The organism is Sulfodiicoccus acidiphilus (genome assembly GCF_003967175.1).
Classification (GTDB): domain Archaea; phylum Thermoproteota; class Thermoprotei_A; order Sulfolobales; family Sulfolobaceae; genus Sulfodiicoccus; species Sulfodiicoccus acidiphilus.
The window spans coordinates 623,208-638,159 of the sequence record NZ_AP018553.1 but is presented as its reverse complement, the minus strand read 5'-3'; the positions used below and the strand labels follow the sequence as shown (position 1 = coordinate 638,159).

Here is a 14,952-nt window from a genome sequence, read left to right as displayed (position 1 = left end):
CGCTTGAGGTATTCGGCCCCTTACTTAGTTTACCTCTTTTTGTTGGGCTTGGTTCCCTTCCTTTGGACGTTCCTCATTGGACTAAATCCCGCTGGCATAAGCGAGGCCCTGAAGGGTCTACCAGTGGGGCTCATACTTTACAACACCTTCGCGTTCGCCACAATCACAGCACTGGCCTCTACGGGACTGGGGCTACTTCTCGCCGTCTCAGCGGACGCCTTAGAAGACAGGGTGACCTCTGGACTCGCGATGCTTCCCTACTCCATTCCCTTCACCTCATCTGCCCTCATTTGGGGAATAAGTCTCTACGGTGGGTACGGTTGGTTCACGTACTTACTTGGAATAAGGTTCGATCCGTTGAACTTGGCCTCCACAGCCATATGGGGAATCACGTTGGTGGGGGTATGGAGTACCGTCCCATTACCATTCTTGATAACCTACTCTTCTCTAAGGTCCGTTCCCAAGGAATTCAGGGAGACGGCCAAGGTGATGGGCATACCCCTCTCCAAGTACTACGGAGAGCTTGCCATACCCTACGTGGGTAAGGCGATATTAGTGTCCCTCCTCCTGTCCTTCACTCTCTCGGTGGGCAACTTCGACCTTCCCTTCGTTTTGACGGGAGGAGGTCCTGGGTTCTCCTCCACTACACTTCCTCTCGTGGTCTACGAGCAGATGAGCGTTTTGAACAACGTGACAGGAGGGGCTTTCTTCGCCGCAGTGTTGTCGTTGATAGCAGTGGTTCCAGCCCTAGGGCTCCTCAGGGTGTTGAGGGCCAAGAGACCTACTCTTCCGTCAGTGGGATTGAAGTTGCCCGACTTGGTCTTCAAGGCTCTCTTGGGATCGGGCTCCGTGGTGGTCCTGGCCTTCCTGGTTATTCCCGTCTACTGGATGGTGCTGGTGGCATTTAGGAGCGCAACCTTGGACTTCAGGAGTCCTCCCGTTCTCGCACCGGTTGGACTAACGACCCACTACTTCCTTAAGACAATGGTGGAGTCTTGGCCCTACATGGTGTCCAGCGTCATCGTATCCTCATTGGCTGCCCTGCTCTCAGTTTTCCTGTCTTCTCCAGCAGCTTACGAGGTCTCCACAGGAAAGGGGAGGTGGATCCTTCCCCTCTCCATCTTCCTGTACGCAATGCCCGTGACCTCCTTCGTGATCCCCGTATACCTCATCATGTATGATGCGGGCCTCGTCAACACGTGGTGGGCCCTCGTCCTATCCATTCCAGTTTTCACGGCAACGTTCTCGGTGTGGGTCCTCACCAACTCTTTCCTGGATCTCCCCAGGTCGTACTTCGAGGCCGCGGAGGTATTCGACGTGAAGAACAAGTTCTTTCGGCTAATCCTCCCATTGATAGGGCCTTCACTCATTTCTACATTCGTTCTCTCCTTCATATTTTCTTGGCATGCGTTGTTCTATCCTTTAGTGTTGACCAATACCCCCTTCTCCCCTGGGTTTCCACCTCAGGGGGCCGAGACCGTTACCATATTCGCCCTGGACGCCCTAGGTGACAAATACGTTAACTGGGGCCAACTTGGTTCTGCTGCCTTGGTGAGTGCGTTGCCAGTGATGCTCGTGAACTACTTGGCGGTGTACAGGATCAGGCGCGGCATCAAGGAAGGGGGAGTCAAGTTCGCTTAGCGGAGGTCCTGGCTATGAAGTCGCTCAACACCTCAATGTACCTCTCCCTCTCCTCCCACATGGCCATGTGGGAGCTTCGCTCGAATAGAACCAGCTCCGACCCTCGAATCTTGGAACGGATCACTTCCGCCACTTTGGGTGTAACCTCGTCATACTTCCCGACAGTGATTAGGGTGGGAACTCTTATTGTGTCTAGCCTTTCAGTTACGTCCCAGTTCCTTATAGTTCCAGTGATCGTGAATTCGTTGGGTCCATTCATGATCCTGTAGGTTTTCCTTCGTTCGGTATACAGAAAGGTCCTCTTCACTGCTTCAGGCATAGGTTCCACCCTCAATAGGTGTCTCCTGTAGAACTCACTCACTGCCTCTACGTAGTCAGGATGGTCGAATTCTCCTTTCTCTCCGTGCTCCTCTATTGCCCTCCTTTGATGCCCTGGCAGTTGAGATATCAACCTCCTCATCTCCCTGATGGTCAGTGGGACACTAGAGAGTCCACTCGAGACGATGAGTCCCTTCAGGCTTTCTTGGTACTTAAGTGCGTAGGCCAGGGCCAAGGCTCCTCCGTATGAGTGGCCCAACAGGAAGACCTTCCTATCTCCGAAGAATGTTTCTCTAACACCCTCCACCTCCTCCACTCCGTAGTCTATGGTGTAGTAGCTCTCGTCTGGTGGGTCCTCAGATCTTCCACAGCCGAACTGGTCGTAGAGCAGGACTTGGACCCTCATCTTAACTAGGTCCGTCAGAGGCTCGAGGTAGTCCAACGAACCTCCTGGCCCTCCGTGAAGCACTACGAGCGGCTCCCCTTCTCCATGTAGTCTATAGTAGAGCCTGATTCCTCCCACGTTTACGAAGCCTTCCTCCACCACGGAGGTACTTCACGTGGGAGGTTAAGAAGCTTTGAGACTCGAGCAGATTGCAGCATTTAGCTCACTGGGACCACCTTAGCACCGTCTTCACTTCGCCCTTGGTCTTGCTTCTCAACGCCTCTCCTGCCTCCTCTGGTTTAACTTCAGACGTTATCATTGTCCTCAGTGCCTCGGGGAACCGGTCGTGCCAAAGGGAAAGGTAAGTGACTGCCTTGGCGAAGTGTTCCTTGGAGGCGTTCACGCTACCCACCACGAGTATGTTCCTTTCCACGAGTTCCGTTATGAGGTCGGCGGAGATTTCCTCCCTCTCGCCCGACGTAGTTCCGAAGAGGACCACCGCTCCGTTGTTCTTTATCTTGGAGAGGAGCTTAAGGAGGGTCACTGGAGATCCTGCCGTGTCAACTATGAGGTCGGGCGAAGGAAGACCGTCGCCTAACTTCTCGAACTTGACGCCTATAGCCTCAGTCACCTTGGACTCCACCTCGTTGGGGTCCCTCCTGTTCAACACAGCGACGTTAAAACCCTCAGTCACCAACGTCATTGCGAAAAGGAGGCCGATTGGTCCAGAACCAATGACGAACGCGGTTCTGCACTGGAAAGTAGAGTCCTCGCACGTCCATAAGGTCCTTCTCTGGAGGGTAAACAGCTCTTCTACTCCCTTCACCACGTTCGAGAGGGGCTCGCTAAGTACTCCCACTTCCCTGAGTTGTGGAGGCACCCTCACCATGTACACCTCTTGGTCCACGAAGTAATCCCTCATGAAGCCGTCCTGGCCTCTTATTCCAGCCTCCACGAAGTTTCCGGTTTCACAGAAGTCCTGCCTTCCTACCTTGCAGTTAAGGCAGACGCCACACCCTCTTCTGACTATGGGGACTACTAGATCTCCCTTCCTGAGCTCCACTCCGCTCCCTACCGCCTCAACTACTCCAATTGCCTCGTGACCTAGGACCAGCCTATCTTTCTTCAAAGGGGGCGAGCGAACTTTAGCCTACCCGACACAATCCCCCTGTCCGTTCCACATATACCAGTTAGTAGGGTTCTAACTAGAACCTCTCCCCTCCCTGGCTCGGGAGGTTTTTCGACATCAGCTAGCTCACTCCCCTCCTTTGGGGGGCTCACCAATATCGCCCTCAAAAGCGACTCACCGGTTGCCTTAACACTGACAGTATAAACACCTTTTGTACCTGCTCCAAGTCAATTTAAGGCCCTATACCCCAAGTTCCCATCAAACCATCCACCATCACGGGTACCTTGGAGACTACGAAAAGGAAGTTAGGGGAGATCACGCCCTCTCTCACACGAAGGTGAAATTAGTTAATGAGCCCCACGGCCTTCACTTCTATTAAGTTTTAAAAACAACAAATACAACACAGTGTTGTGGATATGGTGAAACTCGCTGATCTCCTAGGTGTGAACGAGGTTCAATTGAGGAAGTGGAGGGAGGAGGCAGAAATGATCAGTGAACGTCTCGATCGCCAGTTGGGGAAGAGGAACCTGTGGCAACTATCGAGGGACAAGAGGCCCTTCCTTTACGCCTCCGTGAAGGCCGCTTCTCCAAGGGTCGCAGTTGAAACTGGAGTAGGCTCTGGGGTCTCCACGACGCTTATCCTCTCGGCCCTAGAAAATGGGGAGCTCCACTCTATAGACATAGGAGCTAAGTACGGCGAGGAGGGAGAGGAGAAGGTGGGGTTCCTAGTTCCAGAGGAATTGAAGACCAAGTGGAGGCTTCACCTTGGAAGGAGTTCGGACCTACTGGAACCTCTACTCAAGGAGTTGGGAGAGGTGGAGTTCTTCCTCCACGACGGAGAGCACACCTACTCTAATGTCATGTTCGAGCTCAGGACGGTTTGGCGCTACATGAAGAGTGGCATCGTGGCCGTTGACAATTACCGTTTCACTGAGGCTCCCTTGAATTTCGCCAAGGAGGTTGGGGCCAAACTGGTGGAGCTCAGTCCAACAGATGGAGGAATGGCCATAATTCCTAAGAGTTAGCAGTCCTCCTAGACCTCAAGACTTCCCTCAATTCCTCTCTGAGCCCTTCTTCGTCTGCGACTTCTCCAATCACCCCCACGTCCAGGAGGAAGGAAAACGCCTCTAGGTTCAACGAATTCAAGTCTCTTAGGAACGACCTCCTCTCCTTTAACTCATCCACGTCGACTACACCAAGTCTTACCGTCAGGTAACTGGCACCCCAGCACCCACCGCGATCTAGGCAGGCGAGGTAACTCTCCCTCAATTCCCTCAGGTCTTCCTCGTTCACTACTCCGTAATTGAGTAGGTCCTCTACCGCATTCCAGAACTCACCCACCTTCAACTTGGAGAGGGCGTAGTCTCTCGGATTGTTGACTAGGCCTAGCTTGACGGCACGAACGAAGTTCTCCTCCTCGTAGATGTCGACGAGGGAACGAAGTACACCGGCCGAGATGAGTCCAGACTCGTAGAACTGAAACGCGAGATCCCTTCTCTTCTCTAGCTCTTTCTCAGATACATGAGGTCTACACTGTTGGGGAAGTTTCGGGATAACTTCGAGGGCAGCTTCCTTAACTTTCTCCACATCTCTCCAATCTACGAAACCGAGTTCGCAGAACCTTATCAGTAGTTTGACGCCGACCCCGTTAGACACCATGTCGAGAAGACTCGCCTTTCGGTTCAGGTAAGCTGTCGGCTTAACCACTCCCAGCTCCATCTCCTCGGCCAGTCTTGCCCACGCCCTGTACCTAGAGTATAGGTCCACCGAGTCGAGATCGCCGAAGTCAGCCACAAGACACAAACTCCTCCGAGGACAACTTAAGTTTCTCTGTCCTTGAGTGTAGAAAACTCTAGGCTGCCCGTTTAGGGCCCTAAGAGGAGAGCAGAGGCTCTCTTAACCTATAACCTAGTGTTCCACTTCTACACGTGGAGTCGGGAATTGTGAAGAGGATAGTGGAAAGCTCCATGGCGGTGGAGAGGGAGGTGATTTCCATAAGGAGGCAGATACACAGGAGGCCTGAGCTCTCCTATGCGGAGAGAGAAACTTCTGCATTGGTGGCGTCCAAGCTGAGATCCCTGGGGATGGAGGTGAGAACAGGTGTAGGTGGAACTGGAGTCGTTGGAGTCCTCAGGGGCGGGGAAGGTAGGGTCGTGGGCTTGAGGGCTGACATGGATGCCCTCCCTATCAATGAAGAGGCCGACGTTCAGTTTAGGTCGGAGGTGCCTGGCGTGATGCATGCTTGTGGTCACGACGCCCACACAGCCATCCTGCTGGGAGTTGCTGAGGTCCTGGCCTCAAACAGAGACCTCCTCAGAGGCTCGGTAAAGTTCCTATTTCAGCCGGCGGAAGAGGACGGAGGTAGAGGAGGTGCACTTCCCATGATAGAGGACGGTGCCCTGGAAGATCCCCACGTGGACCACGTCTTCGGTTTGCATGTGATGGCCGACTGTCCAGCTGGAGTTATCTGTTACCGCCCTGGACCCATAATGGCAGCCCCAGACTCCTTCAGAGTGAGGGTGAGAGGAAGGGGAGGCCATGGGTCCAAGCCAGACGACACGGTAGACCCCATATTTGTAACGGGCCAACTGATCAACGCGATCTACGGTCTGAGAGCTAGGATGGTGCCTCAGACTAGGCCTCTGGTCTTATCGATCTGTAGCGTGCACTCTGGAACTAAGGACAACATAATTCCCGACGAGGCCGTGATCCAAGGTACAATAAGGACTCTAGACGAGGAACTGCGGTCGTCCGTCAAGATCAAGTTAGGTAACCTTGTGAGGGGAGTATGTGAAGCCCTCGGGGCGCAGTGCGAGGTCTTCTTTGAACCCAACGCTTATCCCGTTACAGTTAACGATCCCTCCGTGACGGCCAAGGCCATTGCGGTTCTCCGCGAGGCCGGTTTCCCACTTGTGGAGATCGAGCCAATAATGGGAGGGGAGGACGTTTCGAGGTTCCTCCAGAGGGCTCCCGGCATGTACTACTTCCTAGGTATTAGGAACGAACAGAAGGGTTGCGTCTACCCGAACCACAGTTCTAGATTCAAAATAGACGAGGACGTACTCAAGGTCGGCGTGAGTTCCTTGGCTCTGTTGGCCGTTGCCTTCTCATCGAAGGAGTGACCCATTTAGAGTCGAGAGTGTGTGTAAGGGTTTTCAAGCTAATATTATTCTCACACTATTCTTGCAGAACACACATTCGGTCGAAAGTCTTAAGTATTTGTTCGCTTATTGCCCTATATGAAGCCTTTCGTGAGGGAGACGTCTGGACTAGTGAAGAGGGCTTCGCTCTTGGACGCCACGATGCTCAACGTGGCAAACATGGGGCAGGGCTAGCCATCTTCACAGGAGTTAGCCCCTACGAAATCAAGGGAAGTGTCCTTTGGTTAGCTGCACTATTTACCTTCCTCCTCACTGTACCGTTGCTCCTAGTTTACACTGGTCTCATAGTCTCGGTTCCTAGGACAGGCGGCGACTACGTGTGGATATCAAGAGGCCTTAACGGACCCCTAGGGGCCATTCTGGGGGTCGCACTGGCTTTCAATATGCCTCCTTTCTTCGCTCTCTCAGCCTTCTTCTCAGTGGCGGCGGTGAACTACTTCCTCCTCACTGTGGGATCCCTCGACAAGACGTCGTCCTTGATATGGGCTGCCAATCACGTATTCGTCAATCCCTACGGCACACTTACCGGTTATCAAGATGTCCTACTTTACGCAATGGCCGCTGCGGCCTTCTCCGTGGTAGTAGCCATTAACGTCCTTAGGCCCTCATGGGGATTCAAGTTAACCTCCTACCTAGGGGCTTTCAGTCTAGCAGCCACGTTCGCCGCCATAGCTGTATTAGCGGCCAACTTAGGAGACTTTCACACCAAGATCGCTCCCTTCCTGGCTGCCATGGATTTGAGACCTCAACCCTACGTAGGTCCTACATTTAGCCTATCGGCCACTCTCTACATGGTACCTTACTTCGCCTCGTTCGCTTTCATATGGCTTTATGCGGGACCAGCGGTGGGATCTGAGATCAGGACGAGGAGGGCAGTGAAGTACAACCTCGTACTTGGGAGTCTCTTGACCCTCGTCCTGACGGCATTGCCCTTTCTACTCATGGACTTGGCCGGGGGTTACGGTTTCAACTACGGCCTGTATAGCAGTGACATCTACAACTTCTGGACAGCCACCTTAGCCCTCGCTGGGAACCCAGTGCTCCAGTGGTTCATAGGACTAGGACTTATAGCCTGGAACTACTTCGTCATGGCCTTCGGTGTCGTGGTCTTCGCCAGGTACATCTTCGCCTTCTCTTTCGATAGACTCTTCCCAGAGCTTTTCTCTAGGTTGAACAAGGCGGGATCGCCGGCCTTCGCACACTTCTTGGACTTGGTTGTCACTTTAGTATTCCTCGCTGTTCCAATAATATCCCCTGTTGGAACCCAGGCCCTCTATAGTTACACGCCCTTGGCCGTAGTTTACTTAATAGCAGTCTCGATCACTGGCGTGGTGTGGGGACTTAAGACGAGGCGCTCCTTCCTGACATATGCTGGCGTTGCCTCAATTCCACTTCTGTTGGGCTTAGGCTACGAATCCTTCACGAACCCCTACTTCGGGGTGGTCTCAGCTTCAGGACTTAACGTTGGTGGAGTCATTTACTTGGCCTGTCTCTTCGGACTCGGAGGCATCGTCTACATGGCTGCCCGTGTTGTCAACGGGAGAAGGGGAATTGACCTCAGCGTAACTTACAGGGAGATACCCCCAGAGTGAGGTACGATCTTCAGCATTTTTTCCTTATTTATCCCGGAGGAGTACATCATTAAAAGCTGTTTTTCGAATCTTTGCAAAATAAGATCGGAGTTATTCCTCAATAAATTCGTGTCTACAAGTAGAAACAGAAGTTTATAGTATGGTGAAGAGGGGCGGAGAGACACAATAGGTTGACTGGTCGTTAGCGAAACGTATAGACATAGCTGGCTATTGTTCTGTAATTAATTCTCGTCCAGTTCTAACATTCTGGAGTTCCGGAGACCGTGGTCGCCCTCCCTCATTTTCGTCGAAACCCCGATCGATCTGGGGGGAGGGGCGTCGTTAGCGTCAATGAGGGAAATTTAGACGGAGGGGCGGAGGGGGCTACACCCCCGTGAAAGGCGAGGCTTTCCTCCACCTCAACCCCAATCTTTGTAACAGTTCTGAAAAAGCAAGCCAGTTAACAGGAGCTCAAGGCCCTTTGGAAGTCTTCGAGCAGGTCCTCAGGATCCTCTATGCCTGCAGAGAACCTCACCAGAGACTCCGAAATTCCCTGTTTCTCCCTCTCCTCTTTCGTGAGGGAGGAGTGGCTAGTCTCCACCGGCCTAGTGATCAGACTTTCCACTCCCCCTAAGCTCGGAGCACTCCGGGGTATGGTGAGGGTCTTGAGGAAACGTTTGGTGCAGTCCTCGTCCCTCAGCTCGAACGACACCATCCCCCCGAAACCGGAGAGGTTCTTAGCTGCGACTTCCCTATAAGGAGAGTCTCGGAGCCCCGGGTAGTGCACTTTCCTCACCTTCGTGCTCTGGCTCAGTAGAGTCGCTACCTTCCCTGCGTTCGAGTTCTGCCTCTCCACCCTGAGACCTATCGTCTTCATTCCCCTCAGTGTCAGATAGGCCTGGTGAGGATCTGGAGAGCCTCCTACGTCCTTCCTGAACCCAACGAGATCCTTGAAGGTTTGGTCGGAATTCGTTCCAGACACTCCTACTATTACGTCGCTGTGTCCGGAGATGTATTTGGTAGCGCTGTGAACTACCACCTCGGCCCCCAGTTCCAGAGGCCTCTGGTTGAACGGAGAGGCGAACGTAGCATCAACTACCACAGGGACGTCATTCTCCGAGGCCAACTTCGATATCCCCCTGACGTCAGTCACCTTGAGGAGCGGGTTGGTTATGGATTCTAGGTAAATCAGCTTGTACTCCTTTAACCTAACCTCTAACTTGTTGAGTTCGTCAGTCTCTAGGAAGTCGACTTTCACCCCATACCTAGGAAGGACGTGAGAGAAGAGGTGGAAGGTCTGTCCGTAAAGCTCGGCAACAGAGAGGATCCTGTCTCCCTCCCTTACCTTAGAAAGTACCGCAGCGGAGATGGCGGCCATTCCAGACGAGAAGGAGAGTCCGTGCCGGGCCCCCTCCAACGACGCATACTTTTCCTCCAACGATTGCAGGGTTGGGTTCCCCCACCTAGTGTAGAGGAAAGGACCACCTGTGGCGTGATCAAGGTACGGCTCTTGGCTAGAGTTCGGCTGAACGAAAGTTGAAGTTTGGAAGATCGGAGTGACGACGTTACCGAACCTAGGGTCCTCCAGTTCACCTGCATGGACGGCCCTAGTGTTGAAACCTCTCATGGGACTCAGTGGTCCGTGGGAACAAAAAAAGTTACAGTTACCATATTAATCAATACCCATAAAGACCTCGACGCTTCCCCACAACCGTCTTATGTCATCGTTCTAAACGAAAGGTGCAGGGATCTCTCTTGAAACGTGAGTGGAGGTAGACCACCAGCGAGGACGAATGGCCCCCTTCCACTCCAACACCAGTTCCCAGACTACGTGTCGAGACAGTTAAACGCAGCGACCTTCACCTAGACGCCCGAAAGGGGAGGGTCAGCTAAGTCACGCCTCCGTCCCAACCGTTGGCCAGAGGCGGGTGAAAGGGATCGCGCACACGTCCAAATACGCTGGACGACGCTCGGTGCCCGTGGGGCGCCCCACCCTCGTGGGGTCGCGAAGTAGGAAGCACCTCCGTAAGTGGTAGTGGTTCACACCCTACTGTCTTGAATAACGAGAACCTAACTCCAGCCCGTTTTGGATTTTCATTCGAATCAAAATGAATTGATAATCGTTCCAAAAAAGAAACGGCTTTTACCTGCGTATTAGGACGAGGTGAACTTCACTGTCACAGGCTTCACTGCTGGAGTGTAGAGCGTCAACTCGTAACTGCCCGGGGAGAGTCTAAATGGAAGGTGAAGGACGAACTGTCCCTCGCTTCCTAGGGGGATCTCGAACCCCGAGTACCAGTTGACGCTGTCCTTCTTGTTTTCGTTCCAAGGCGCCTGATGCACCTCGACGGTGTAGTTGGCCAACTGTGAGGAGTTAAGGAAAATGTGCCATGTGGAGTTCCCTATCTCGATCATGACGACGGACGCTGGATAAGCGTCTGGCCCGTCAACGTCAGTTAAGTTCAGGGTTAGAATCGTGCCGTCGGTGGTTGGAGCGGCACTGACGTAAGGTACCTCGACTTTAGGAAGTTTGGAGTAGTTAACTAGCGGCCCCACCACGTTTCCGTAGGCCCACTGACCCGTACCTAATATCCATCCGACCGCTATTAATGCGAACACTATGCCGACTATCACGGTTCTCTCCATTCCACATCACCACAACTTTATCCACTTCAGGACAGGTATCCTCCTCGATAATGCCCTGTCTCCGAACTTCTTATATATGAGAGAGTCAACCCCCCACGTTCTGCCGGAGGCAGTGAGCATTAAAACGAGGCTACCCGCCACCAACAACGCACCTATTTGCCATTCGTCCTCACAGGTCGAACCAAGCCAGTAGGCAGGAGCGAAGCCGGCTGACATCAAGAGAGCACCGAAAGCTGCCAACCTAGTCAGTACTCCTAACACCAAGAAGAGCCCAACTACGATCTCTAAATAGGAAAAAATTGTCAGGAACGCCACGTCTAGCGGCCTGTTCTCCAACGTCATAAGAAGGAAGGGTTTGAATGGGCCCGAGTGAGGTAAGAAGTTCACGAGTTTACCCCCTACGAAGGAGGCAGATAAAGGGTTCAGTTTAGCTGGCTTGAGCACGGCCTTCCTAAGTCCACCATCTAGGAACATCCATCCAACCGCGAACCTGAGCGGCCACAGGTATTCCATGCGAGTGGAGTTACTCTCGTTCAACTTCACTTTACTCACTTTCACTCACCACTCTACACTTATACATGAGTTAGATATATGTTTGTTTTCAAAAATCTTGTAGGGACTTTCTATACCTCTAACTCAAAGAATATCCCGTAGGCTCTTAGCTGGCATCTAAAGGTAAAACTGTATGACAGAGGGAGTAGGGAAGTTCTCTAACTAGTTTGTTTTGAACTATGAAAAGAAAGTTTTTTTAAAGCGAGTGAACTCAAAGCTGCTTATGTACGTAGAGTTGAGCTTGATTCAGGCGTTACTGGCCGTAGTATCAGGGGTACTCGTAGGCTTTAGTTTGGGCCTCATAGGTGGAGGAGGGTCGATACTAGCTATACCTCTTCTCCTCTACTTCGTGGGCCTAGCCTACGAAGCTCCCCCTCACAGCGCCGCGGAGTCCTACATAGATCACCTCGTGATAGGTACTACTGCTTTGTCAGTGGGATTGAACGCCTACTTGAACTCCTTCATGCACTACAGGAAAGGTAATGTGAGCCTCAGGAACGGTGTCGCGTTCTCTCTACCTGGAGCTGCGGGGGCCGTGACGGGAGCGTACGTCGGTCACCTCGTAGGGGGAGGTCTCCTTCTCTTCATGTTCAGTTTCGTGATGATAGGGATAGCCCTCACTATGTTGAAGAGCAAGTCTGCTGGGGTGAGGGAGTTAGAGGAGAGGGTTACAGCCGGCCCCAAGGTCACCACATCTAGGCTAGTTAGGGTTATCCCCGCCGGATTCGCAGTGGGTGTCCTGTCAGGAGTCTTCGGAATTGGAGGAGGTTTCCTCATAGTCCCCGCCCTGATGTACAGCGCTGGCCTGACCATGATAAGGGCCATTGGGACTTCGTTGATGGCAGTAGGAACGTTTGGAGTCACTAGTGCTGCGACTTACGCTCTCTTCGGTGAGCTTAGTCTGGAAGTTGCCTTCCTCTACTTAATGGGAGGTCTAGTGGGAGGCTACGTCGGGACAAGACTCGCCAGTGGTCTACCCAACGTGACTCTAAAGAGGCTCTTCGCTTTAGTCGTCATTGCTGTAGCCTTCTACATAATGTACCAGAACTTCTACGCGATCTCAGCTCTTTTGTGAACCACTACCACTTACGGAGGTGCTTCCTACTTCGCGACCCCACGAGGGTGGGGCGCCCCACGGGTACCGAGCGTCGTCCAGCGTATTTGGACGTGTGCGCGATCCCTTTCACCCGCCTCTGGCCAACGGTTGGGACGGAGGCGTGACTTAGCTGACCCTCCCCTTTCGGGCGTCTAGGTGAAGGTCGCTGCGTTTAACTGTCTCGACACGTAGTCTGGGAACTGGTGTTGGAGTGGAAGGGGGCCATTCGTCCTCGCTGGTGGTCTACCTCCACTCACGTTTTAAGACAAAGGGATTCAAAACGAAATTTTAGTCGATTTGGCTTTTAGTTCCGCCTGAAAAAGTCCACAGCATATTCAGCACGTCCCAACACCAACCGCCAGGCGAGTGTCTAGGCGGGCCTAAGCGACTGCCTATGTATGTTTTCACTCCGAACAGCGAAGGTCTCTCCAGTGGGATCTATCCTCAGTGGTTCTACCCGAGAACTGGATCGAAGAGAACTTCTGGAGAAATTCCATAACCGATCAACTGAGTTCGTACTCGCTGAATTTAACAGTAAAAGGGGGTAATGATCTCACCTCTAAGTCCTCAACCTCCACCTCCCTCACTGACGCATATTCATACCTCCTCGCGGCATCTATCAGTGGCTCTACGTTTCCACTAGCCACTATCACTACGTCCTTCCCCACGTTCTCCACGTAGCCTAGGAGTCCCAAGGCCCTGGCCCTCCTTGCGAGCCAGGCCCTGAAACCTATTCCCTGAACTTCGCCCTTGAGCACTACGCGTTTAGCTCTCACTTCAGTTCGAACCCCTTCAAGTAGGACTCTGCCATCACGTAGTTAGCCAGCTTCCTGGGAGCCACTACCAACGGCTCTCCCCTCCCCTTCACCTTTCCTATCCTAACCGGCTGGTAGGCACCCTTCAACCTCCCCTCGAGTTCGTCCAGCACCCTTGAAGAGGCCACTATCACTAAACTGCCGTTGGTACCTGACGTGCCGTTGGGTATTATGAAGTTCCTAGTGGCGAACTCGCTAAGCTCGGGGGAGGTGAGCGGTACGTCCCAGAGCTCTATCTCCGCATGTGCAAGCTCGGCGAGCTCCCTTATCACGTAAACTCCAGGCCCGCTCACATCCGTAGTAGCTGCTATGTGTTTGTAGGGATCGAACTCTTCGTCCAATGCGGGGAGGAATTCCTCTATGGCCTTGGCCGCCGGTAAGTTAGGGACCTTCAGCGTCTCCAACACCTGCTCCTTAACCCTCGCTACGTCCTCCACGGTCATGTGGAACGACTTCAACTCATTAACCAGATCTTGGTCCATCATGGAAACCATGTAGACGTTTATCGGGGCGAGGTCACCCATAGGTCTTGTTATCATAATCTCCATTCCCTCCTTGATTTGATCGAAGAAAAAGGGTGGCTTCTTGCTCATTCTCGCCACTACCGTGGCACCCATCAGTAGAGTTCCGGTGTGGGGTTGGGGGGTGCCAACTACAACTCCTCCCACCTCCTCCACGTACCTCTCGTAGTTTACCTCTATCTTACCTCTGAGCTCCTCGGTAGGGGCATCTATCACTGGGTAGACCTTGAGTTCCCTCCACGCCCCTAGAGCGTAGAGGTCGTTGAGTGAGTTCCCAACTGCTATAGCCGACTGCCGGTAGTCACCAGGCTCCTCCGTTGGGTCGATCACCTGTATAGTGTCGTTGTTAGCAACGGTGAGCGACTGGAGTTCACTACCTTCCTGCTTGACGAAATCGAAGATAAAGAACTGAGCCTTCTCGTCAGTAGTCACAATGGAGTGCCCCTTTCCTACTTCTAATCCAGGCGAGGCGTCGGCCACCTTCGAATACACCCTTTCCACCACCTGGGAGAACTTTTCCGCCGATCCTGCCAACTCTTGACTCACCTGGGAGAGCACGACCGCACGCGCTGGCCTGAGTCGCCTTAGGTCTTCCACGTCCTCCTCTCTTAGGTCCAGACCATAGATCCTCCTCTCCAATACCTCCACCTCCGTAGCTGGGAAAACGTAGGCATCCCTCCTGGGCGCTATTTTCATCTTCTCTAGTTTTCCTCTTAGGGTGGAGATCGCTGGATAGAGGACCGACACCAAATCCACCTTCACCGAGCAACCGGTAGCCAACGACATCGGGTTAACCCCGAGCGACTTGTAAACCGAGACGTTCCTCCTGAACTTCTCCCTGAGTACTGCTTCGCTCATCTTCCCACCTTCCTCACAAGCGCAACGACCTTTCCTTCGCCCTCTTCGAGTGCTAGTAACTCGTTTCCTGTGCTCTTAGTCCAGGACTTCACGTCCCGCGCGAACGCAGGATCCGTCGCCACTACCTTTATGACGTCTCCTGGTCGAGCTTCCCTAACCGCCCTACTCAACAGCATTATGGGATAGGGACATATCGTCCCAGAAGCGTCTACTGTTTTTTCCATTGCTCTCAAATTCCATTGAGAAGTTCTCTCTTTTA

Annotated in this window: 13 protein-coding genes and 1 pseudogene; 5 read left to right on the top strand and 9 right to left on the bottom strand. The window is 53.0% G+C overall.

Annotated elements, in window-relative coordinates; genetic code table 11:
* Nucleotides 1-3 precede the first annotated feature (3 nt).
* Entirely contained in the window at nt 4-1,641 is a 1,638-nt protein-coding gene (locus HS1genome_RS03365) for an ABC transporter permease (protein ID WP_229768115.1), read from the top strand.
* Here the strand turns inward: HS1genome_RS03365 and pip are convergent.
* Nucleotides 1,628-2,506 carry a proline iminopeptidase gene (pip, locus tag HS1genome_RS03360; protein ID WP_126449611.1) on the bottom strand — a complete coding sequence of 293 codons (879 nt, stop codon included), beginning with the start codon at nt 2,504-2,506 and terminating at the stop codon, nt 1,628-1,630. The genes HS1genome_RS03365 and pip overlap by 14 nt on opposite strands.
* Nucleotides 2,507-2,567: 61 nt before the next feature.
* A complete protein-coding gene (locus HS1genome_RS03355; protein WP_232018781.1) occupies nt 2,568-3,473 on the bottom strand; it encodes a glucose 1-dehydrogenase in 906 nt (301 codons plus the stop codon).
* A gap of 416 nt (nt 3,474-3,889) precedes the next feature.
* Between HS1genome_RS03355 and HS1genome_RS03350 the strand changes: the two genes are divergently transcribed.
* On the top strand, nt 3,890-4,498 hold the full coding sequence (locus tag HS1genome_RS03350) for a class I SAM-dependent methyltransferase (RefSeq protein ID WP_126451297.1): 609 nt from the start codon (nt 3,890-3,892) through the stop codon (nt 4,496-4,498).
* On the opposite strand, the gene HS1genome_RS03345 is transcribed toward HS1genome_RS03350, so the two are convergent.
* The gene (locus tag HS1genome_RS03345) at nt 4,488-5,267 is read right to left on the bottom strand and encodes a hypothetical protein (RefSeq protein WP_126449610.1); all 780 of its coding nucleotides are present in this window, start codon (nt 5,265-5,267) and stop codon (nt 4,488-4,490) included. The genes HS1genome_RS03350 and HS1genome_RS03345 overlap by 11 nt on opposite strands.
* 146 nt (nt 5,268-5,413) lie before the next feature.
* Between HS1genome_RS03345 and cpsA the strand changes: the two genes are divergently transcribed.
* Together cpsA and HS1genome_RS03335 are read left to right on the top strand one after the other, a co-directional pair.
* A complete protein-coding gene (cpsA, locus tag HS1genome_RS03340; RefSeq protein ID WP_268243603.1) occupies nt 5,414-6,595 on the top strand; it encodes a carboxypeptidase CpsA in 1,182 nt (393 codons plus the stop codon).
* Between the two features lie 117 nt (nt 6,596-6,712).
* Nucleotides 6,713-8,226, top strand: a pseudogene (locus tag HS1genome_RS03335) (amino acid permease).
* A 439-nt stretch (nt 8,227-8,665) separates the two neighbouring features.
* On the opposite strand, the gene HS1genome_RS03330 reads toward HS1genome_RS03335, so the two are convergent.
* The 3 genes from HS1genome_RS03330 to doxD all read right to left on the bottom strand — a co-directional run bounded on the left by HS1genome_RS03330 (nt 8,666) and on the right by doxD (nt 11,403).
* Nucleotides 8,666-9,832, bottom strand: a complete 1,167-nt coding sequence (locus HS1genome_RS03330) for a PLP-dependent transferase (protein WP_126449609.1) — start codon at nt 9,830-9,832, stop codon at nt 8,666-8,668.
* A 527-nt stretch (nt 9,833-10,359) separates the two neighbouring features.
* Complete coding sequence (locus HS1genome_RS03325; RefSeq protein WP_126449608.1) at nt 10,360-10,851, bottom strand: TQO small subunit DoxA domain-containing protein; 492 nt, start codon at nt 10,849-10,851, stop codon at nt 10,360-10,362.
* Between the two features lie 6 nt (nt 10,852-10,857).
* A complete protein-coding gene (gene doxD, locus HS1genome_RS03320) occupies nt 10,858-11,403 on the bottom strand; it encodes a thiosulfate:quinone oxidoreductase large subunit (protein WP_229768124.1) in 546 nt (181 codons plus the stop codon).
* A gap of 223 nt (nt 11,404-11,626) precedes the next feature.
* On the opposite strand from doxD, the gene HS1genome_RS03315 reads away from it, so the two are divergent.
* Nucleotides 11,627-12,478, top strand: a complete 852-nt coding sequence (locus HS1genome_RS03315) for a sulfite exporter TauE/SafE family protein (RefSeq protein ID WP_126449607.1) — start codon at nt 11,627-11,629, stop codon at nt 12,476-12,478.
* 524 nt (nt 12,479-13,002) lie between these two features.
* On the opposite strand, the gene HS1genome_RS03310 is transcribed toward HS1genome_RS03315, so the two are convergent.
* The 3 genes from HS1genome_RS03310 to HS1genome_RS03300 are packed head-to-tail and all read right to left on the bottom strand — an operon-like array spanning nt 13,003 to nt 14,917.
* Nucleotides 13,003-13,275, bottom strand: a complete 273-nt coding sequence (locus HS1genome_RS03310) for an acylphosphatase (RefSeq protein WP_126449606.1) — start codon at nt 13,273-13,275, stop codon at nt 13,003-13,005.
* A complete protein-coding gene (locus HS1genome_RS03305; protein WP_126449605.1) occupies nt 13,272-14,693 on the bottom strand; it encodes a SelD-related putative sulfur metabolism protein in 1,422 nt (473 codons plus the stop codon). The genes HS1genome_RS03310 and HS1genome_RS03305 overlap by 4 nt, the downstream gene beginning before the upstream one ends.
* Nucleotides 14,690-14,917, bottom strand: coding sequence for a sulfurtransferase TusA family protein (locus tag HS1genome_RS03300; protein WP_126451294.1), 228 nt, complete (start codon nt 14,915-14,917; stop codon nt 14,690-14,692). Before HS1genome_RS03300 ends, HS1genome_RS03305 begins: the two co-directional genes overlap by 4 nt.
* Between the last annotated feature and the right edge of the window lie 35 nt (nt 14,918-14,952).